The sequence below is a fragment of the Veillonella montpellierensis genome, from assembly GCF_947090115.1.
Taxonomy (GTDB): domain Bacteria; phylum Bacillota; class Negativicutes; order Veillonellales; family Veillonellaceae; genus Veillonella; species Veillonella montpellierensis.
Genome location: NZ_CAMUMS010000011.1, coordinates 18,445 through 37,133, shown reverse-complemented (window position 1 = coordinate 37,133; position 18,689 = coordinate 18,445). Strand labels below are relative to the sequence as shown.

The 18,689-nt window shown below is 38.0% G+C and carries 18 protein-coding genes and 6 tRNA genes; 16 read left to right on the top strand and 8 right to left on the bottom strand.

Annotation, left to right across the window (positions count from 1 at the left end):
• The 9 genes from P6940_RS06865 to P6940_RS06825 all read left to right on the top strand — a co-directional run bounded on the left by P6940_RS06865 (position 1) and on the right by P6940_RS06825 (position 4,095).
• The gene (locus tag P6940_RS06865; RefSeq protein ID WP_277293581.1) at positions 1–1,098 is read left to right on the top strand and encodes a nicotinate-nucleotide--dimethylbenzimidazole phosphoribosyltransferase; all 1,098 of its coding nucleotides are present in this window, start codon (positions 1–3) and stop codon (positions 1,096–1,098) included.
• A 50-nt stretch (positions 1,099–1,148) separates the two neighbouring features.
• A complete protein-coding gene (locus tag P6940_RS06860; RefSeq protein ID WP_277293580.1) occupies positions 1,149–2,132 on the top strand; it encodes a LarC family nickel insertion protein in 984 nt (327 codons plus the stop codon).
• 188 nt (positions 2,133–2,320) lie between these two features.
• Positions 2,321–2,395 (top strand) — tRNA-Gly (locus P6940_RS06855).
• 5 nt (positions 2,396–2,400) lie between these two features.
• Positions 2,401–2,476 (top strand) — tRNA-Asn (locus P6940_RS06850).
• Between the two features lie 28 nt (positions 2,477–2,504).
• Positions 2,505–2,579, top strand: a tRNA-Gln gene (locus P6940_RS06845).
• An 11-nt stretch (positions 2,580–2,590) separates the two neighbouring features.
• Positions 2,591–2,666, top strand: a tRNA-Lys gene (locus tag P6940_RS06840).
• A 5-nt stretch (positions 2,667–2,671) separates the two neighbouring features.
• Positions 2,672–2,746, top strand: a tRNA-Glu gene (locus P6940_RS06835).
• 9 nt (positions 2,747–2,755) lie between these two features.
• Positions 2,756–2,831 (top strand) — tRNA-Val (locus tag P6940_RS06830).
• Between the two features lie 145 nt (positions 2,832–2,976).
• Complete coding sequence (locus P6940_RS06825; protein WP_277293579.1) at positions 2,977–4,095, top strand: IS1249 family transposase; 1,119 nt, start codon at positions 2,977–2,979, stop codon at positions 4,093–4,095.
• A 500-nt stretch (positions 4,096–4,595) separates the two neighbouring features.
• On the opposite strand, the gene P6940_RS06820 is transcribed toward P6940_RS06825, so the two are convergent.
• Positions 4,596–5,267 (bottom strand): DarT1-associated NADAR antitoxin family protein, encoded by a 672-nt coding sequence (locus P6940_RS06820; RefSeq protein ID WP_052076904.1) that lies wholly within the window; start codon positions 5,265–5,267, stop codon positions 4,596–4,598.
• Positions 5,268–5,305: 38 nt separating this feature from the next.
• Complete coding sequence (locus tag P6940_RS06815; protein ID WP_038152855.1) at positions 5,306–5,626, bottom strand: YnfA family protein; 321 nt, start codon at positions 5,624–5,626, stop codon at positions 5,306–5,308.
• 433 nt (positions 5,627–6,059) lie between these two features.
• Here P6940_RS06815 and P6940_RS06810 point away from each other — a divergent pair, with 433 nt between their 5' ends.
• From P6940_RS06810 to P6940_RS06795, 4 genes are read left to right on the top strand one after another with little or no spacing between them, the layout of a single operon-like run.
• Positions 6,060–7,031, top strand: coding sequence for a metal ABC transporter solute-binding protein, Zn/Mn family (locus P6940_RS06810; RefSeq protein WP_081936461.1), 972 nt, complete (start codon positions 6,060–6,062; stop codon positions 7,029–7,031).
• Positions 7,032–7,057: 26 nt separating this feature from the next.
• Entirely contained in the window at positions 7,058–7,792 is a 735-nt protein-coding gene (locus P6940_RS06805) for a metal ABC transporter ATP-binding protein (RefSeq protein ID WP_038152857.1), read from the top strand.
• Positions 7,785–8,651, top strand: coding sequence for a metal ABC transporter permease (locus P6940_RS06800; RefSeq protein WP_038113736.1), 867 nt, complete (start codon positions 7,785–7,787; stop codon positions 8,649–8,651). Before P6940_RS06805 ends, P6940_RS06800 begins: the two co-directional genes overlap by 8 nt.
• Before the next feature lie 5 nt (positions 8,652–8,656).
• Positions 8,657–9,514 (top strand): metal ABC transporter permease, encoded by an 858-nt coding sequence (locus tag P6940_RS06795; protein ID WP_051212149.1) that lies wholly within the window; start codon positions 8,657–8,659, stop codon positions 9,512–9,514.
• A 389-nt stretch (positions 9,515–9,903) separates the two neighbouring features.
• Here P6940_RS06795 and P6940_RS06790 read toward each other — a convergent pair whose 3' ends face one another.
• The 6 genes from P6940_RS06790 to rpsD all read right to left on the bottom strand — a co-directional run bounded on the left by P6940_RS06790 (position 9,904) and on the right by rpsD (position 15,626).
• Positions 9,904–10,668: an ABC transporter ATP-binding protein gene (locus P6940_RS06790; protein ID WP_038152859.1), complete on the bottom strand. Its 765-nt coding sequence runs from the start codon at positions 10,666–10,668 to the stop codon at positions 9,904–9,906.
• A complete protein-coding gene (locus P6940_RS06785; RefSeq protein WP_277293578.1) occupies positions 10,665–11,429 on the bottom strand; it encodes an ABC transporter ATP-binding protein in 765 nt (254 codons plus the stop codon). Before P6940_RS06785 ends, P6940_RS06790 begins: the two co-directional genes overlap by 4 nt.
• A complete protein-coding gene (locus P6940_RS06780; RefSeq protein ID WP_277293577.1) occupies positions 11,426–12,202 on the bottom strand; it encodes an ABC transporter permease in 777 nt (258 codons plus the stop codon). Before P6940_RS06780 ends, P6940_RS06785 begins: the two co-directional genes overlap by 4 nt.
• Positions 12,199–13,113, bottom strand: a complete 915-nt coding sequence (locus P6940_RS06775; RefSeq protein ID WP_277293576.1) for an ABC transporter permease — start codon at positions 13,111–13,113, stop codon at positions 12,199–12,201. The genes P6940_RS06780 and P6940_RS06775 overlap by 4 nt, the downstream gene beginning before the upstream one ends.
• Before the next feature lie 60 nt (positions 13,114–13,173).
• Positions 13,174–14,670: an ABC transporter substrate-binding protein gene (locus P6940_RS06770; protein ID WP_038152866.1), complete on the bottom strand. Its 1,497-nt coding sequence runs from the start codon at positions 14,668–14,670 to the stop codon at positions 13,174–13,176.
• A 368-nt stretch (positions 14,671–15,038) separates the two neighbouring features.
• Complete coding sequence (gene rpsD / locus P6940_RS06765; protein WP_028257907.1) at positions 15,039–15,626, bottom strand: 30S ribosomal protein S4; 588 nt, start codon at positions 15,624–15,626, stop codon at positions 15,039–15,041.
• An 807-nt stretch (positions 15,627–16,433) separates the two neighbouring features.
• Between rpsD and P6940_RS06760 the strand changes: the two genes are divergently transcribed.
• From P6940_RS06760 to rpsI, 3 genes are all read left to right on the top strand, one after another.
• On the top strand, positions 16,434–17,333 hold the full coding sequence (locus P6940_RS06760) for a LysR family transcriptional regulator (protein WP_038152867.1): 900 nt from the start codon (positions 16,434–16,436) through the stop codon (positions 17,331–17,333).
• A gap of 143 nt (positions 17,334–17,476) precedes the next feature.
• Positions 17,477–17,917 carry a 50S ribosomal protein L13 gene (gene rplM, locus P6940_RS06755; protein WP_277293575.1) on the top strand — a complete coding sequence of 147 codons (441 nt, stop codon included), beginning with the start codon at positions 17,477–17,479 and terminating at the stop codon, positions 17,915–17,917.
• An 18-nt stretch (positions 17,918–17,935) separates the two neighbouring features.
• Entirely contained in the window at positions 17,936–18,328 is a 393-nt protein-coding gene (rpsI, locus tag P6940_RS06750; protein WP_028257910.1) for a 30S ribosomal protein S9, read from the top strand.
• Positions 18,329–18,689 lie beyond the last annotated feature (361 nt).

The window sequence follows — 18,689 nt, the reverse complement described above, 5'->3', positions numbered from 1 at the left end:
ATGGCACAGAGCATACCTAATACAATAGAATGGAATCGTGATGGCATGACGGTAGGCACACTTGATAGAGAGGCAATGAAAGCATGTCGTGAACGAATTGATAATTTAACGAAACCGATTTATAGTTTGGCACAATTAGAGGTTATCGCTGAACGATTAGCAGGCATTTATAAAGTACCAAAACCGCATGATTTACGATATGGAGTAATTCTGTTCTGTGCAGATCATGTAGGACCTACATCGAATATGGCACATAGTTTACAGCGCGTAATGCGCTTTCACGAAGGACGTACAGCCACACAGGGGGGCGCTAGTAAATTGAAAGCCCCTGTGTATGTAGTGGATGTAGGCCTTGGGTGTGACACATCTGACTTGTCGACCATTGCTACTATGCCCGTTGTGAAAGGACGAGGTTCAGGAGAACAGGCACTATCCAAAAAGGAGTGTCAAGAAGCGATAGCCGTCGGTGTGTCATGGGCTAAGCGTTTGCACAGAGAGGGCATCGAAGCCGTTTCTCTAGGACATATTGGCGAAGGCGCCTATTTAGGAGCGTTACTGGTTACGGCAAAGGTAACAGGTGTTGCTGTAGATACCCTGCTCGACGCGTGTCATAAGAAACTAGAGAAAGATAATGATAGTACCCATATAGATGTATCTATGATGAATGAAACAGTAGATACAGTAGATGATATCGTGCGCCTAGCTGGAGCAGATATAGCAGCCTTAGTGGGATTTGTACTAGGTGCAGTGGCTTGCCGAATGGCGATTGTGTTTGATAATGTTATAACAGGGGCAGCTGTCGTAGCGGCTACGGCGATAGAACCTAATGTAATAGAGTATGTATTCCCATCTGCCGCTTATGATGATGCGGTGCATCAAGAACAAATGAAGTATTTACAGATGAAACCTTATTTATACTATGATGTATCGATTGATGAAGGACTAGGTGCTACTATGGGATTATCAATCCTCGACGCATCTATGCATATGCTTAACGATATGAAAACTTTTGTGGAAGCAAATGTAGCGGCCGCAGAAGATGGACCAGGTAATGAACGACAAGAAAACCCAGATAATTATAAAAAGGGCAAAGCGTAAACTTAGGATATAGTAAGCAGTGTAAACGTAGTATAGTGGGGGATTAGCAAATGAAATTATATGCCTTATGTACTTCTGGTATTAGTGGTAATATGATGGTGGGCGCCTTATTAGATTATGGCGTCCCTTTTGCGTACTTTCAGAAGGAAATTGAAAAATTACATCTGGCAGGATTTGACTATATCTATCAGCCTCGCTCCTATGAGATGCATGGGTGTGAAAGTATGTTACAGGTTGTGAGGTTAGATGATAAGACAGAAGAAATGGCTGATGACAATCATATCATACATGATGAGGGACCCCATGCAAGAGAGACCGTGAAACAATCTGACAAAGTCATTGTAAATCATTATAGACCCATGACTGGACAACGTGATGTGAGAATCGAGGGCACCTTTTTTGATGTTACTTTGCATGCTATCACGCATCAACCTGTATGGAAACGGACTCTACGGCACTGGGGGAGAACGGTTACTAAATCAATCGGCGTAGCGCCAATCGTATCGCATGGAGTAAAACGCAATTATGGGGATATTGTGAATATCATTCGTCACAGTCATGTATCTGATTGGGTGAAAGAAAAATCCATAACCGCATTTACTCACCTAGGCGAAGCAGAAGCTGCTGTTCATGGCGTATCTATCGATAAGGTACATTTTCATGAAGTGGGCGCCATTGATTGTATCATTGATATAGTAGGGACGATGATTGGCATGGAATACATAGGAGCCAGTGAATTAGTCATATCGCCCCTACATGTCGGTACGGGTCAAGTGTATTGTGACCATGGGTGGATGCCAGTGCCGACACCGGCTACAGAACAATTATTGCAGGGGGTACCGACTTTTACGACGCACGTTATGGGTGAATTAGTCACACCTACTGGAGCTGCATTAGTGAAAACCTTGGCTACTCATAGTGTGTCTAGCATAGAGGAGATGGAAACATGTCTTACTGGATGCAATGCGATTGGTTATGGCTTTGGATCGCTACATTTACCCATACCAAACGTCTTAGTGATAGGTAGTCATTAAATAAGGAGTATCACTGTTACTATATAGTACTTAACTTATATTACTATTTTAGTAGTAGGCCTATTCAGTAAAAAAGTGTTGACAATGCCTAGGTGATTTGCTATTATTATAAAGCAGTCAAGAACAAGATGTGTAAGTCGGCTTGACAGTCTATAGCGATTGTGTTATGATTGTCTTCGGTTCTGTATGCGGGAATAGCTCAGTGGTAGAGCACCGCCTTGCCAAGGCGGGGGTCGCGAGTTCGAATCTCGTTTCCCGCTCCATACATTCCTCGATAGCTCAGTTGGTAGAGCAATCGGCTGTTAACCGATCGGTCGTAGGTTCGAGTCCTACTCGGGGAGCCATTTTGTTTTTGGGTAAAGTCACTTTTGAAGGGGTATCGCCAAGCGGTAAGGCAGTGGACTCTGACTCCACCATTCAAAGGTTCGAATCCTTTTACCCCTGCCAATTTCATATATGGTTCACTAGCTCAGTTGGCAGAGCACCTGACTTTTAATCAGGGTGTCCCGAGTTCGAATCTCGGGTGAGCCACCATTTATGGCCCGTTGGTCAAGCGGTTAAGACACCGCCCTTTCACGGCGGTATCGGGGGTTCGATTCCCCCACGGGTCACCAATTATATATGGACGATTAGCTCAGCTGGGAGAGCGCCTGCCTTACAAGCAGGATGTCGGCAGTTCGATCCTGTCATCGTCCACCACAATAACGGCGATAACTTCGGTTATCGCCGTTTTCGGGTTATAGGACAAAAAGTGTTGCTAAAAAGTCTGGATCCCCTTGATTTTACTGGCTTAAATAAGGTTTTATCTTTCTAGAGAGATATATTTTTTAGAAGGAGTATAATTATGAAACTAGTCAGATGTCCTAATTGTGGTTTCGTTTGTAAGAGAAATGGTAAAACAAATGCGGGTTCTCAACGTTGGTATTGCAATCAATGTTCTTGCTCATTCACAAATAAAGTGAATAAAACTAACAATAATTTACAGATGTTTTTGGATTGGTTATTTGGTAAATGCACACAGTTAGATATGTCTGGCGATGGTCGTTCATTTCGTAGAAAAACATCACAGTTTTGGGAACTTTGGCCATTACTACCAAAAGTTAAATCATCAAGTAGCGTGGTATTTGTTGATGGTATTTATTTAGCTAGAAATGCTTGTATTTTAATCTGTTGTAATGAGACTCATATCTCAGGCTGGTATGTTTGTAGATATGAGCATTCTAAGGCTTGGGAGGCTTTATTACGACGTATTTCATCACCTACAGTAGTCATATCCGATGGTGGTACCGGCTTTCAAAAAGCATTAAAAAAAGTTTGGCCAAAAGCCAAACTACAAAGATGCTTATTTCATGCATTTCAACAAGTAAAACGCTATACCACAATACGTCCTAAAACGATTGCTGGGTGTGAATTATATGGGATTGCAAGGGATTTATTAACGATACATACGCAAGATCATGCTGTGAAGTGGATACAAAACGTTATGTTGTGGAAAGTACGACATAGAGTATTCCTATCAGAAATGACAGTTGATGAAAATGGTACGATACGACCTAAACATGAACGACTTATAAAAGCAGAAAATTCCTTAGTTAAATTAATTAATAAAAGATGTTTGTTTACTTACTTAGATGCATCGTTAACATGTACTTGCTCAGCTACTAATAATCGTATAGAAGGTGGTGTAAATGCTCAGTTACGCACTATGTTACGTAATCATAGAGGAATGTCTATTGAAAGACGAATAAAAGCGGTATTCTGGTGGTGCTATATGCACTCACCGAACCCGCTTTCTAATGCAGAAATACTTAAGGTTATGCCGACCAACAAGAGTATTTCTGATATATATCATACCATACATGAACAATCTAGGTTAGAAGCTTCTATTCCGACTTGGGGTGATGCTATTATTTGGAGTGACTTGCATAATTATGATCGCCTATTTACCAATCTTTGGGATTGAAATAGCAACACTTTTTGTCCTATAACCCCCGTTTTCGTATATCTATAGGAGTGTACGTGGTAGTAGAACGTGTAAAAGTCTAGTGAAGACATACAATTAGGTATGCCTTGCTAACTCGTCATGGATAGAGAATATACATAAATAAGTATTACCATATCTTATAATTTAATTACTTTTTTATCAGAACACTTACGTCTTTGGAAAGCTCTATTTTATTATTCTTAATAAAATTTTTATAATCTGATATAAAAATATCTTTTTTAGTTTTATTCCTTCTATAAATACTATACCTTATACTCTCCCATAGCTTCTTTTACCATTCCAGCATGCCTATCTGTCGTCTCTAATGACATTTCATGGTATTTATCAAATACTTCATATAAATATTTGTATTTAACTCTATTTTCAATTATTTTTTTAGAGAATCTGTATCATCGCTTGTAGAGGTATGAATGTATAACACCAATACATCACGTTATCATGATGAAATGATACTCTTTTTAGTGGTTATCAGAATATACAGTAGCTAAAAATAATTCGGGTGAGTGAATGATTTCTTTTAATTGGCTTATAGTAGTAGCATTCTCTCTCAACATCTTGTAGATAGCACAGGCTTGTGCTTGTGTGCTAGCAGATCGCTTCGGATTAAATTCAATATCTGTAAAGATGTCGTACTTAGCAATTTCATCGGCGATAGCAGAATTTTCAGGCGCTGATAGTACCATTATGTATAACCAATTATAGAAAAAACTAGTTGGTTGTAATGGAAATGCTTTGTCTTGAAAACAGAAACCAGTTAAGGTGTCTTCGTTATGTAATCGTCGCATGGTTTGTTTTAAGGTTACAGAATCTTCTGATTCAGATATAGTACCCCACTGAGCACCGTGATGTTTAAAGACTTTGCTTTTTTGATATAATTGCTCTACTGTATAGAAATGGCCGGCTATACATGTGCTTAATCTGAAAGCACTCGCTTTTACGCCCCACGGGTTAGTAGATTTAGTAGATACTTCTAATATGTTAGCTTGTGGATAGCTTTGCTGGATAGCGGTGTGCCATTCGGCAATGGATTTTTGCTTTTGAGAACGAGCAAATCCACTGTGCCATGTAAATTCAAAACTTTTTTCTTCTACATTATTTGAAAGATAGAGAAATGCGGGTCGTTTAGCCATAAAAAAACTCCTTTGTAATAGTAAATAGAATGAATATCCTATCGTGGGGCATACATGATAATATAGACGCCAATTAAAGATACGATACCGCCAATTATATCATACCTATCTGGCATGATACCGTCGATTGCCCAGCCCCATAGAATTGATAAAACGATAAAAATACCACCATAGGCGGCGTAGACCTTACCAAAGTTGGCCGTTTGTAATGTAGGGATGATTCCATATGCAATGAGTACAAGAGATCCTGCTAAAAAATAAAAAAGACTTTTGTCATCTTTCACATAGAGCCATATTAAATAGCCACCACCAATTTCACAAAGGCCAGCCATTATAAAATAAAATATAGATTGTAGCATGGTATGCTCCTTTGTAGATACTATGAATAATTATTAAAATTGTAATATAAGTTGTAAAAATTGTAAATATTCTAGAAAAAAGAAGTATACTGATTACTCCTTATAGATATAATAGTATATTTATTTTTATATAACACATGTTCATATTTTACAAGTATTTTACTAACAGAAAGCCCCTATTATCTATCTAGTTATATTTATTTTATCGATAATGAAGAATCACTATATGATAATAATAATCAATTAATAATTTTAAAATATACATTTGTAAAATAGCCTATAATATACGATAAATTCCTATAAATGTTAAATTTAAAGGGTTTTATAGAAAAATTTCGACAGATGATGTTAAGATGTTTACAAATAAAAATTTATATGCTAATATATTGTTAAATGATAATAGTTATCATAAAGAAAATAAGGAGGTGCTAATATGAACAGGTATATGAAAAAAATTATCAAATCGATCGGCATACAATGTTTCATTTTATTAAGTTTTGTCATTCTTGCCTCTGGTTGTGGAAATACACAAGATACGGGACAAGGAAATACGGGGGATAGTCATAAATTGCAAGTGGTAGCCACTACAACTATGCTATCCGATTTAGTAAAACAAATTGGCGGTGATCAAGTTGAGGTGCAAGGCCTTATGAAAGCAGGGGTAGACCCTCATTTATATCAAGCGACAGCAGGCGATGTAGAGGTTATGAACAAAGCTGATATAGTCGTATATAATGGCATACATTTGGAAGGAAAAATGGGAGCCATTTTTGATAACTTGGAAAAACAAAAGAAATCAATTATCCGTGTAGGAGATGCCATTGATCCAGCTACCTTGCTAGATTTTGAAGAAGGTGGTACTACGGTAAAAGACCCTCACATTTGGTTTTCTGTAGCTAATTGGAAATTAGCTGCTGAGGCAGTTGCTAAAGGATTATCTAAAAAAGATCCTGCCCATGCTACGCTATATGAAGCCAATGCGAAAAAGTATATAGCCCAATTAGATGAACTAGATACGTATATTCATGAACAAGTGGCTACAGTACCAGAAACGTCACGTGTGTTGGTAACGGCTCACGATGCATTCTCTTATTTTGCACGGGATTATGGATTTACTGTAAAAGGATTGCAAGGGGTTAGTACGGTTAGCGAAGCAGGTACGGGAGATATTTCTGAATTAGCAGATTTTATTGTAGCACATCATATTAAAGCAATCTTTGTAGAGTCCTCTGTACCGACCAAAACAATTGAATCCTTGCAAGCAGCGGTAAAGGCTAAAGGACAAGATGTTGTTATTGGCGGCGAATTGTATTCTGATTCTCTTGGCAGTAGCGACACACCAGAAGGTACATATATTGGTATGTATAAGAAGAATATTCAAATTATTACAGGGGCCCTACGATAGGTAGTGATTGAAAAGAAAGGTTATGTATGGAACCAGTAATTACTGTAGATAATGTAACAGTGGCCTATGATGGTGATCCTGTATTAGAACGGGTAAGTGTAGATATTCCTAAAGGGGCGTTAATGGCGATTGTCGGGCCTAATGGGGCTGGTAAATCCACGCTATTAAAAGCCATTCTACATTTATTGGAACCTCGACAAGGCCAGATTACTTATCATATTCACGGAGCAAGAACGTTTAAAGAAGCACAACCATATATAGCCTATATTCCTCAAAATAATTCTGTGAACTGGGATTTTCCAGCGACGGTGTTTGATATTGTCATGATGGGACGATATGGTAAATTAGGTTGGTTTCGACGTCCTAAGCAACAAGACAAAGATATAGTCGCTCAATGTATTCATCAGGTAGGACTTGATGAATTTCAAGAGCGGCAAATCAATGAATTATCTGGAGGACAGCAACAACGAGTGTTTCTGGCACGGGCGTTGGCACAAGAAGCAGAGGTCTATATATTAGACGAGCCTTTTAAAGGCATTGACATTAAGACAGAGGAAATGATTGTAGGCATGTTGAAAGACATGCAAAAACAGGGAAAAACTATTTTAGTGGTTCACCATGCATTACATACGGTGAAAGCATATTTTAATGAAGTAATTTGTTTGAATCGGTATATGATAGGCGTAGGCAAGGTACAAGACATCTTTCATGATGAGTTAGTGCGGCGTACATTCTTGCCGTGGAGTGAAGCAAATGAGTGAATATATACAGGCCCTATCGGTATTGGTGAATGATTACACGTTTTTAGTTGTTCTCTGTGGCACATCGCTATTGGGTGCTTTATCCGGTGTCATTGGCTGTTTTATTGTATTGCGACAGGAAGCATTAGTAGGTGATTGCGTGGCCCACGCATCTTATCCAGGTATTGTAGGTGCTTTTTTATGGAGCGGTGTGAAAGAATTAAGCGGTCAATTATTGGGCGCGTTACTATCAGCTACTGTGGCGATTATGACGATTTTGATGATTAAAAAGCGAACTCGTTTACCGTCCGATGGATTATTAGCGACGATATTATCTGGCTTTTTTGGGTTTGGGTTAGTATTAATGACCATCGTACAAAAAACGGATAATGCAAATCAAGCAGGATTAAATCGATTTATATTGGGGCAAGCTTCAACGATTTTATTACATGATGTGGTATTTATTGGTGTATTAGGCTGTATGATTTTAGCATTGATCATATGGCGGTGGCAAGAATTATCGTATATGACCTTTGATAGCGACTATGCACGGACTGTAGGAATTGCTTGTCATCGCTATCAATATATGCTAGGCATTCTATCTATGATCACCGTATTGTTATCGATTCAATCGGTGGGCATCATTTTGATGAGTGCTCTATTAATTGCACCAGCAGTGAGTGCTAGACAATGGACATCGCATTTGCGGTCTATGGTTATATTAGCTGCCATATTAGGTGCTAGTAGTGCAGCAACAGGTACGATTATTAGCTCTTTACTGCATCGGATGCCAACGGGACCATCGATTGCCATTGTGATTTCTGGTATTACCTTTATTAGTTTATTAGTAGCACCTAAGCGTGGATTGTTGTGGAGATGAGTGATATGACGCCTTTTATTGAAATTATCCTCATTGCTATCGGCACATCTATCAGTTGTGCTGTATTGGGCAACTTTTTGATTTTAAGAAAGTTGTCGATGATGACAGATGCAATCAGTCATACTGTCCTATTAGGCATTGTCATTTCATTTTTCATCTTTCAAGATTTACATTCACCATGGTTATTGATAGGGGCTACGTTAATGGGCCTATTGACCGTATGGGGGACAGAATTATTGATACAGACGAAATTAGTGGCACCTGATTCGGCATTGGGATTATTATTTCCCTTTTTCTTTAGTTGTTCTGTCATTTTGATTAATTTATACGGTGCTAATGTACAGCTGGATACGGATGCTGTATTGTTGGGCGAACTAGCCTTCGCTCCGTTTGATCGATGGTTTATTGGGGATATTGATATGGGGGCAAAAGCCCTCTACATTTCTTGCATCAATGTAATTATCAATCTATCTATGGTCTATTTGTTCTATAAAGAATTAGTGGTGGCTACATTTGATGAAACCTTTGCAAAATTAAGCTATATTTCACCACTACTCGTATATTACGGACTTATGTCCTTAGTGTCGCTAACAGCGGTTGTATCCTTTCAGGCAGTTGGCTCAATCCTCCTCATTGCCTTTATGATTGTACCTGCTATGGTAGCCGCATTATGGGCAAAGACGTTAGGTAAACGAATTATCGTCAGTATTATCGTCGGTATTATAGGAAGTATACTCGGCATTTCTCTAGCCGTATACTATAATACGTCGTTAGCAGGTATGATGGCGACCGTATTATGTGCTTTATTTTTGCTTTCTTGGTGCATTGTACAAGGTATTAAACAGTACCGTAAAGTAGAATAGGTATGGTATTTTGCACAAGTATATGTGGTAACTAGTGAGTAACATATTTTCACCAGTTACTGAGTCAGAGTATGTGTAAGGGTATAATAGAGTTAGAAAGCATAGTCACAGTCTATAATATGATTGTGGTACATTAGGGTAGATTGCTAATTACATAACAAATAAAAACGTCTTATTACACTTGATATATCGTGTAATAAGACGTTTTTGTGCTTCATTGGCGTATTGCGTTTTGTAAAGAAGACTACGTGGCCCTACCCTATGCCATATGGATACGTCATAGACACATCGTATCATTTTCAACGGAAGGTAATAGGTTTTTATACACATTACCTCATATATACGTGCACACTAAGAAAAGGTAATCCGTAGAATACGACGTACAATCCTTATATTACAGGAATCGCCGCTAGCAATTCTTTTGTATAAGCAGATTGGGGGTGTGAAAAAAGATTAGAAATAGTGTCTTCTTCTTGCACGACGCCTTCTTTTAAAACGATGGCTCGATTAGCGATTTTCTTGACAGCCCCTAAATCATGAGAAATAAATACCATAGATAGATTTTTTTCTTCTTGTAAATCTTTTAACAGGTCGAGTATATCTAGGGCTACAGGGATATCAAGGGCAGTAATGATTTCATCAGCAATGAGTATGTTAGGCTTAAGACTCAAGGCACGAACGATATTCACACGTTGTAATTGTCCACCGGATAACATAGATGGATAGCGGTGTAAAATATCATCTTTCAGATGGCAACGTTCTAATAATCCATGAATATAGTCATTTTCTTCAGACATGCTCACGATTTTGTGTAGACGAATTGGTTCCGTTAGACTTTGTTGAATGGTGTGGAATGGATGCAAAGTGGTAAAGGGGTTTTGAAAAATCATTTGTATGTCGAGTCGCAAGGGTCCTGTTAAAGGATGCTTAATTAAATGACCTTCATAGTACAACTCTCCCGTAGAGGGAGCTGTTAAACAGCCTAGTATATTGGCTAAGGTAGATTTGCCAGATCCTGATTCTCCTACTAAGGCAACGATTTCTCCTTTGTCGATAGAAATATCTAATGGGTACAAGGCTGTTTTTTTGTGTACAGAAAACAGACCTCTTTCATAATAGACTTTGGATAGATTATTTCCTACTAATTGTTTCATAAGATCCCTCCGTACAGACGTTTACAGCCTTCTACAAGTGTTTTCGTATGCACTTCTTGAGGATGCTCCAATATTTCTTTTGTGGGACCACTTTCAATAATGGTACCTTGGTGCACGACCCATAATCGTTGTGCAATTTGTGCCACTAAGGCGATATTATGGCTGACTACTAACAGTGAAAGTGCATGGTGGGTGTGCAATTTTTTTAAGATGGTAATAAATTTTAATTGGTTAATGGCATCTAAGCTCGTAGTTGGTTCATCGGCAATGAGAATGTCAGGATTTGCAGCAAGACAAAGGGCAATGGCTACGCGTTGTCGCATACCACCAGAAAGAGATCTAGCATGGGACGAGAGAAATCGTTCGTCATTGGGCAATCCTAATTCGTTAAAAATGGTTTGTATTTTTTCACGACCTCCTTTAAGGTGATGGTGTTGAAAGGTTTGTTCCATTTGTGTTTCTAAGGTTTTGTAAGGATGAAGGCCGTTGATGGAATCTTGGGGAAGCATACATAGGGTATGTCCTTTATAGGATTGGTGCATTTCGTTGATATCCCTATATTCACCGTCATCATACCGCACTTGTCCCTGTGCCTGTGCACCATAGGGCAATAATCCCATCAAGGCTTTCATCATCATTGATTTCCCTGAACCAGAGGCACCGACAATGCCGATGATCTCCTGATTTTTTACGGTAAAATTAGCATGATGTATAATGGGACGATTGCCAATCGTGATTTGTAAGTCCTTGACGTCGATCATGATGTTTCCACCTTTCGTGTATCAAAGAGAAATTGAAAAATGATAGCCATTAAGAAAATACCAAGGCTCGGCCAGATGATTAATAATGGTTCGTTTACAATATAAACGCGATATTGATAGAGCATAGTACCCCAATCAGGCTTTGTAATATCGCTACCGAGTCCAATAAATGCTAAGGACGCGTATTGCAAAATATTGGAAGATGCCATGGAACCGAAATAAGGAAATACGAGAGGTAATACACTGGGAAGGATATGGCGGATAAGGATTCGTGGTCGCGAGTACCCCATAATGTGCAAAATAGAAATATATTCTTTTTTCTTAATCTCCTTAGTTAATGCGGCTGCATGATTGGCGAAATGTCCCATTTGACAGAGACCTAAGGCAATACCGGCACTAACAGGATGTAATCCAAATACAGCCGTTACCAAGAGGGCTACAATGAAAGTCGGTATAATCAATAGAAAATCTGTTACGAATTGTAACAGCATTGAAATATTTCCTTGAAAATAACCAGTTAGGATGCCTACGGTGACACCGACGGACAAACTAATCGTACCGGCAATGATGACAACTAAAAAGCTACGCAAACATCCGACTAGCATGAGTTCAGATATATCTCGACCCAAAATATCGGTACCCATAATATGATGCATACTGATAGGAGCTAATTTATCCATTAGATTTACGGGTACCATATCCATATGTCGTTGTGTGGCTACTAGGGCCAATAAAATGGCGAATAATAGCAATATGGCTATATTTTTTTTCATCTAACTCCTCCTCGTAACAAATATGTGAGTAAGGCACAAATAGCGTGAACAATTCCCATCCATAGAAGAATGAATAACAGATACGATTGGATAATGTTATAATCCTTCGCAGCAATACTTTGTACTAAAAATAAGCTTACACCGGGAATGGCAAACACAAATTCAACAACGGCGGTACCACCGATAACCCATGAAAATCGACCTACCATCGTAGAAATTAAGGCGATAAGAGCGGGACGAAGACCGTCGCGTAAGAGCAATGTATTTCGCTTAAACCCACGACAACGAGAAAAATATATGTACGGTGTATGGGCAATTTCTAAAAAATGACTTCGCATGACGCGACATAATTCACCGGCTGTTCCTAGAGCAACTAATAGTAATGCTAGTATGGTAGCTGCGGTGATATTACTATATACTTTTATAACTTGAAAATATACACTTAGTAAATAAATCACAAAGACGGCGGTCATAAAGGAAGGCACTGATTGCACGAATAATGATAAGGCACGACTAGCGCGATCCCAAAATCCTTTTGGTTTACATGCGGCGACATAGCCTAAGATAAATGCAAAAAATCCCCCTAATAATACACCACCCAGACCGATTGTGAGTGATAGTGGTACACGTCGTATGATTTCTACGCGCACATCGTGTCCTGTAATGAAAGAATTACCCCAATCTCCTTGCACAAAGTGGATAATCCAATACCCATATTGATACCATAAAGGTTTATCAAGGCCAAAAGAAACTGTTAAGAACTCAATATTTTCCTTTGTATGAGGGAGCTGATACGTGGTTAATAATTGAGTTACTGGATCACCAGGTATGGTGCGTACTAAGATAAAAAATAAAAAGCTTAAGACGAAAAAGCCTAATAGCCATTTTATTAGTTGTTTTGTAAATAACATAGATTCTCCTGATTATAAACGAAAAAAGAGGATACCTGAAAAGGTATCCTCTTCTTATTGTTAGAAGCCCAATTTTGCGTTAACTATATAATAGTCACCACCATATGGTTCATACCCTTTGATACTATCGCTTACTGCAATATGCCAATCTGGGTCTACCAAGAATAATGCTGGTGCATCTTCATATAGAATATGCTGTACATCTTGTGCCAATTTATTTCTTACGGCTCTATCTTTTTCAGTGCCCATTTGGTCTAGCAACTGATCAACGGCTGGGTTAGAATAGCCCATTGTATTGTTTGATTCGTTGGTTCTGAAGAATTGATTAAGGAAGAAACTAGGTTCTCCTGTAGGGGCTGTATGTTGTGCATATACCATGATATCAAATTGTCCAGATTTTTTGAATTGATCAATATTATCTACAATTGAGCTAGTTGTTTCAATGCCTAATTCTTTTAATTGGGAAGCCATTACTTGCACAATTAATCCGAGATCAGGACGGGATGTATAAGTTACTAAGCGAACAGTTAATGGTTGTCCATCTTTTTCAAGCATGCCAGAAGCATTCTTATGATAGCCTGCTTGTTCTAATAATTTAGCAGCTTCTTCCTTGTTGAATACAACTTTTTCTTTTCCTGCAAAATCATAATAGGAAGCAAATAAACCAGTAGCCACACGGCCGCCTTTTAACACGTTAATATAATCTTCACGATTCAATCCTAAGTTGATAGCTTTGCGAACAGTTGGATCCGCCATAGGACCTTCTTTTAGATTACACATGCCAAAATATTGGTAACCTGCTGGTATAGTTTTTACTGTTTTTCCTTCACTTGTAAGCATATCTGCTACATCTGGTGTTACAGTAAAGGCCATGTCAATATCGCCACTTTCAAAGGCCAACTTAAGCGCTGATGCATCTTTGAATGTACGAATTTCTACATTTTTTCGTTTATCTGCGTCAGGATAATATTTGTTAGGGGCTAATACGATTTTATTTTCTGCATCTAATGATTTAATTACATAAGGGCCAGTAAAAATAAATTTGTCCCCATCTTGTTTAAATACAACATTTGACCATTCTGCTAAGACGGAATCCATCGCCATGGTTGGTCGTTCTGATTTAATGGTGAAAGTAAATTCACCAGTAGGATCAAATTTCATTACCCCTGCTGTAGCATTGGACAACTTATTTTTTTCTTGAATCATATTCATCGCAGTACATAATGCTTTGGCATCTACCTTACTACCATCAGAGAACTTGGCATCTTCTTTCATCACCACGTTCCAAGTAGTGTCGTCGACTTGTTGAATGCTTTTGATAAAGCGACTTACCAATTTGCCATGTTCATCAAGCATATACACACCTTCTGAAACACCGTGGCTAGTTAATCCCCATGGTACAGAAGAATCAGTAGGGTCTGTGCCGCCAATGACCCAAGTTTGTCCGATGCGGATTGTGTCTTTTGATGTGGAACCGGTGGAACCAGATTGTAGACCACAAGCGGTAAGAGCACCAATTAATAGGATGCTTACTACTAACAATAAAAATCGTTTCATGTGTCTCCTCCTTATGATTTGATTAAAGTCAAGAAAATTATAGCATGTATTGTTAACTAGAACAATTCATAAGCTATGAAAGTTTTTTATTATACCATGATTTTATTTGCTAAATAGATATAGGAGCATAGGGGACTGAATATAGAAAGAAAAGGGGTGATAGGGATCTATATAGTTCTACTTTAATAAAGGCCGTAGAGACTCAGCTATCAACGTGCGTAAACACATAAAGAAAATAGATGAGAGTTTCTATCGATATAGGCGTCTATGATAGACGAATGCATTAGGGAAAAGCAGGTGAGTATATAATCTCTGTGGACATATAAAAAACCGCTTTTCTGTAGAAAAGCGGTTTTTGTGACGCCAAATTATTTTGAGTACAATTCGACGATAAGTGTTTCGTTTACTTCGATAGGAAGTTCTTCACGTTGTGGAAGACGTGTTAATGTACCTTTGAAAGCTTCTTCTTCTTTAGTAATGTAAGGAAGATCAAAAGATTTCAATTCTTGGAAGTTGGATTTGAACATTTCGTTTTCACGAGATGCTTCACGAAGTTCGATGACATCGCCAACTTTACATTGGTAGGAAGGAATATCAACGCGACGGCCATTGACTAAAATATGACCATGGTTTACCATTTGACGAGATTGGCGAATGGAATTACCAAAACCGATACGGTATACCAAATTGTCAAGACGACATTCCAATAAGATTAACATGTTTTGACCAGTAACGCCTGGCATTTTTTTAGCTCTATCATAATAGCGTACGAATTGACGTTCTAATAAATTGTAATACGCTTTAACTTTTTGTTTTTCTAGTAATTGAAGACCATATTCAGATAATTTCTTTTGTCGTTGGTCTTTCTTAACACGTTTTAAAGCCTTCGCATGACCGAATACGTTCACACCAAAGCGACGGCATAACTTAAATCGTGCTTCTCTTCTCGTTGCCATGTTATACATCACCTCATATATTAAATAAAAACATGTACATAAAATAGTACTCACCTATCATAGCACGTTGCGTGATGAGTGTCAATTCATTGTATTAATTGATTTAGAATTCTATGCGCATTCAAATTCCATAGGGTTGTCTGTTTTATATATTGTATGGTACGGTTACGCCTGGGCCATTGAGGATAGACTGCAATTTTAATAGAGAAAAACCTTTATAGTAGGTTATGTTGGTTGTTAGTTTTTACTTGCGACTATGTGCACGTGGACCTATTGTCAGTCAATATACGTTACTTTTTTTATAAAGCACGTGTGATTAGGGAAAGCAATCATGTCTATCCCTTTTATGAGGATTACTTTTATAGAGCGCATATAAGTATCGTGTTGTGGGCGGTAGGGGACACTATGTATTGGAGCATTAGCAAGTAAATTGTTTTCTCTTTGCGTACTGTAGATGGTGTATCGAGTGTATATCTAATCAGTTATTAATAAGCTAGCTAAAGTGACATCAGCATTTCGTATAGTTAAGTAATTAAATGTATTATATAATATATTAATCATAAATATGGTGATAGCTATGATGACAGAAAGAGGGCTTATATAAATTACAACGATGTGGCTTATTGCAATTCATGTATGCCAATTACAGAAATTTTTAGAACCTATTTAATAGCATATATTAAGATAATTAATACTAAAAAACAGTATGAAAAATTTTAAAATATGCTATAATAGAACCGTTAAAATAGAAATCATAGTTGATTTATAAAATAAATTGATTAAGTTCGAATAAGGAGCGGTTTCAACATGAAAGAACTACCAACTCTACAGGAATTACAAAGCTTTATAGCCTACAATAAAATGGGAAATTTCACACTAGCGGCCCAATCTATGAATATTACACAATCTGCATTTAGTGCACAGATGAAAAAATTAGAACGATTGGTAGGCGTAAAATTAATTGCTCGTTCCACAAGAGGTAGTTGCTTAACACAAGAAGGCGAACGTTTTTTACCAGAAGCAGAACATATTATTGAAAGTTTAGAACGGGCAGTTCATACAATCCGCTTATCGAGTAAACTAGAACGACCTGTACTCAATGTAGGCATATTGCGTAGTATGGGTGATATTCGCTTGAATTCTTTTGTGGCACATTTTTCAGGGGATAATCCAGACTTTTCTATTAGCGTGTTTGATATGGAAGAAGAAGAAATGCTCTTGGATCTTCGTGAAAATCGCATCGATATTGGTTTTGTATATTTGCCAAATAATAAAGACATGAGCATGTATGAAAGTGTAGCTCTTCGTGATGATAATATCGTCTATTACGCGCCATTGATAACTAATTTACCGGCAGATCAAAAAGTAACGATTCGTCAAATTGTGGAATCGCCTTTAGTAGCCTATCCGCCTAAATACTTTATGAGTCGTGCGATGAGAAGCTATTTCTCCGAAGTGTCGCAACATGATAAACCACATGGCAGTCGCTTATCCAATCCATATGCGATGGTAGATTATTGTAAGAAGAATAAAGCCGGTGCCATGGTGTCTAAACGATTCTTAGCTGAATTAGGAATTACTGAGGGATACTACGAGTTACAAAAACCGCTAAATTTGCAAGTATGCTTTGTATATCGTAAAGGTAACTCCAAATGGGAAACTATGAAAATTTTCATGGAACATGTAACACGGCAAACGTTAGGGTAGAATTAATACCCTTTGATATGTTGACATTATCTGTAAAAGTCTGTATAATTTTCTGAGTAAGCTTTTATCTAGTTTCCATTAGCCCCGGAAGCAGATAGGTAGCTTTTTGGTAGATTTAGTCGTAATTTAGGAGGAAAAGCAGCATGAAAACTACATTTATGGCCAATGCGAGCACAATTGAACGCAAATGGTATGTTGTTGACGCTGAAGGTAAAACTTTAGGACGCCTTGCTGCCGAAGTAGCTAAAGTTCTTCGGGGCAAACATAAACCAACATTTACACCACATGTAGATACAGGTGATTATGTAATTGTTATTAATGCAGAAAAAATTCGTTTAACAGGTAAAAAATTATTGCAAAAAACTTATTTCCGTCATTCTGGTTATGTGGGTGGCACTCGTTTCATCCCAGTTGCTGATATGTTGGCAAAACAACCTGAACGCGTTGTAGAAATTGCAGTAAAAGGCATGTTACCTAAAAATAAATTAGGTGCTCAAATGTATTGTAAATTAAACGTATATGCAGGTGCTGAGCATCCGCATGCAGCTCAAAAACCTGAAGTTTTGGAAATAGACGTTAGATAATTCGGAGGAGGCATATAAATGGCAGTAGCACAATATTACGGCACAGGCCGTAGAAAATCTTCCGTTGCTAGAGTGCGTCTAGTACCGGGCACAGGTAATATTACTATTAATAATCGTGGCTTAGCTGAATACTTTGGCCGCCAAACATTAGAATTAATCGTAAAACAACCATTGAATTTAACTGGCACAGTTGAACAATATGATGTTATCGCATCTGTAGCTGGTGGCGGTCCTTCTGGACAAGCTGGTGCAGTTCGTCACGGCATTTCTCGTGCTTTATTAGCTGTTGATGGCGATTTACGTCAAGCTTTGAAAAAAGCTGGCTTCTTGACTCGTGACCCACGTATGAAAGAACGTAAAAAATACGGTCTTAAAAAAGCCCGTAAAGCATCTCAGTTCTCAAAACGTTAAGAGTAGCGTTTTACAAAAATCCAGTAACCTTTTTGGTTACTGGATTTTCTTGCGTTTACTATGCTATCGTTGTTGAAAAGGTATCTCCTATGGACATAGTAGAAACAAAGCTACATTCTCTATGTTAGTATGGTCTATAATCATGAGGTTGTAATTTTATGTAATTGTATAAAACAATGCTTGCAATAGTTATAGGGTAACAGTTGCTTGATAGCGTGGTTTTCTTCGTTTACTATGCTATCGTTGTTGAAAAGGACTCTCCTATGGATATAGTAGAAACAAAGCTACATTCTTTATGTTAGTATGGTCTATAATTATGGTGATTGCAATGGGATGTGATTTTATAAACAATCGTTGTAAT

Excerpts from the sequence above, each read along its gene's own strand:
- P6940_RS06865 (WP_277293581.1), top strand. The coding sequence starts at position 1 with ATGGCACAGAGCATACCTAATACAATAGAATGGAATCGTGATGGCATG.
- P6940_RS06860 (WP_277293580.1), top strand. The coding sequence starts at position 1,149 with ATGAAATTATATGCCTTATGTACTTCTGGTATTAGTGGTAATATGATG.
- P6940_RS06825 (WP_277293579.1), top strand. The coding sequence starts at position 2,977 with ATGAAACTAGTCAGATGTCCTAATTGTGGTTTCGTTTGTAAGAGAAAT.
- P6940_RS06820 (WP_052076904.1), bottom strand. The coding sequence starts at position 5,267 with ATGGCTAAACGACCCGCATTTCTCTATCTTTCAAATAATGTAGAAGAA.
- P6940_RS06815 (WP_038152855.1), bottom strand. The coding sequence starts at position 5,626 with ATGCTACAATCTATATTTTATTTTATAATGGCTGGCCTTTGTGAAATT.
- P6940_RS06810 (WP_081936461.1), top strand. The coding sequence starts at position 6,060 with ATGAACAGGTATATGAAAAAAATTATCAAATCGATCGGCATACAATGT.
- P6940_RS06805 (WP_038152857.1), top strand. The coding sequence starts at position 7,058 with ATGGAACCAGTAATTACTGTAGATAATGTAACAGTGGCCTATGATGGT.
- P6940_RS06800 (WP_038113736.1), top strand. The coding sequence starts at position 7,785 with ATGAGTGAATATATACAGGCCCTATCGGTATTGGTGAATGATTACACG.
- P6940_RS06795 (WP_051212149.1), top strand. The coding sequence starts at position 8,657 with ATGACGCCTTTTATTGAAATTATCCTCATTGCTATCGGCACATCTATC.
- P6940_RS06790 (WP_038152859.1), bottom strand. The coding sequence starts at position 10,668 with ATGAAACAATTAGTAGGAAATAATCTATCCAAAGTCTATTATGAAAGA.
- P6940_RS06785 (WP_277293578.1), bottom strand. The coding sequence starts at position 11,429 with ATGATCGACGTCAAGGACTTACAAATCACGATTGGCAATCGTCCCATT.
- P6940_RS06780 (WP_277293577.1), bottom strand. The coding sequence starts at position 12,202 with ATGAAAAAAAATATAGCCATATTGCTATTATTCGCCATTTTATTGGCC.
- P6940_RS06775 (WP_277293576.1), bottom strand. The coding sequence starts at position 13,113 with ATGTTATTTACAAAACAACTAATAAAATGGCTATTAGGCTTTTTCGTC.
- P6940_RS06770 (WP_038152866.1), bottom strand. The coding sequence starts at position 14,670 with ATGAAACGATTTTTATTGTTAGTAGTAAGCATCCTATTAATTGGTGCT.
- rpsD (WP_028257907.1), bottom strand. The coding sequence starts at position 15,626 with ATGGCAACGAGAAGAGAAGCACGATTTAAGTTATGCCGTCGCTTTGGT.
- P6940_RS06760 (WP_038152867.1), top strand. The coding sequence starts at position 16,434 with ATGAAAGAACTACCAACTCTACAGGAATTACAAAGCTTTATAGCCTAC.
- rplM (WP_277293575.1), top strand. The coding sequence starts at position 17,477 with ATGAAAACTACATTTATGGCCAATGCGAGCACAATTGAACGCAAATGG.
- rpsI (WP_028257910.1), top strand. The coding sequence starts at position 17,936 with ATGGCAGTAGCACAATATTACGGCACAGGCCGTAGAAAATCTTCCGTT.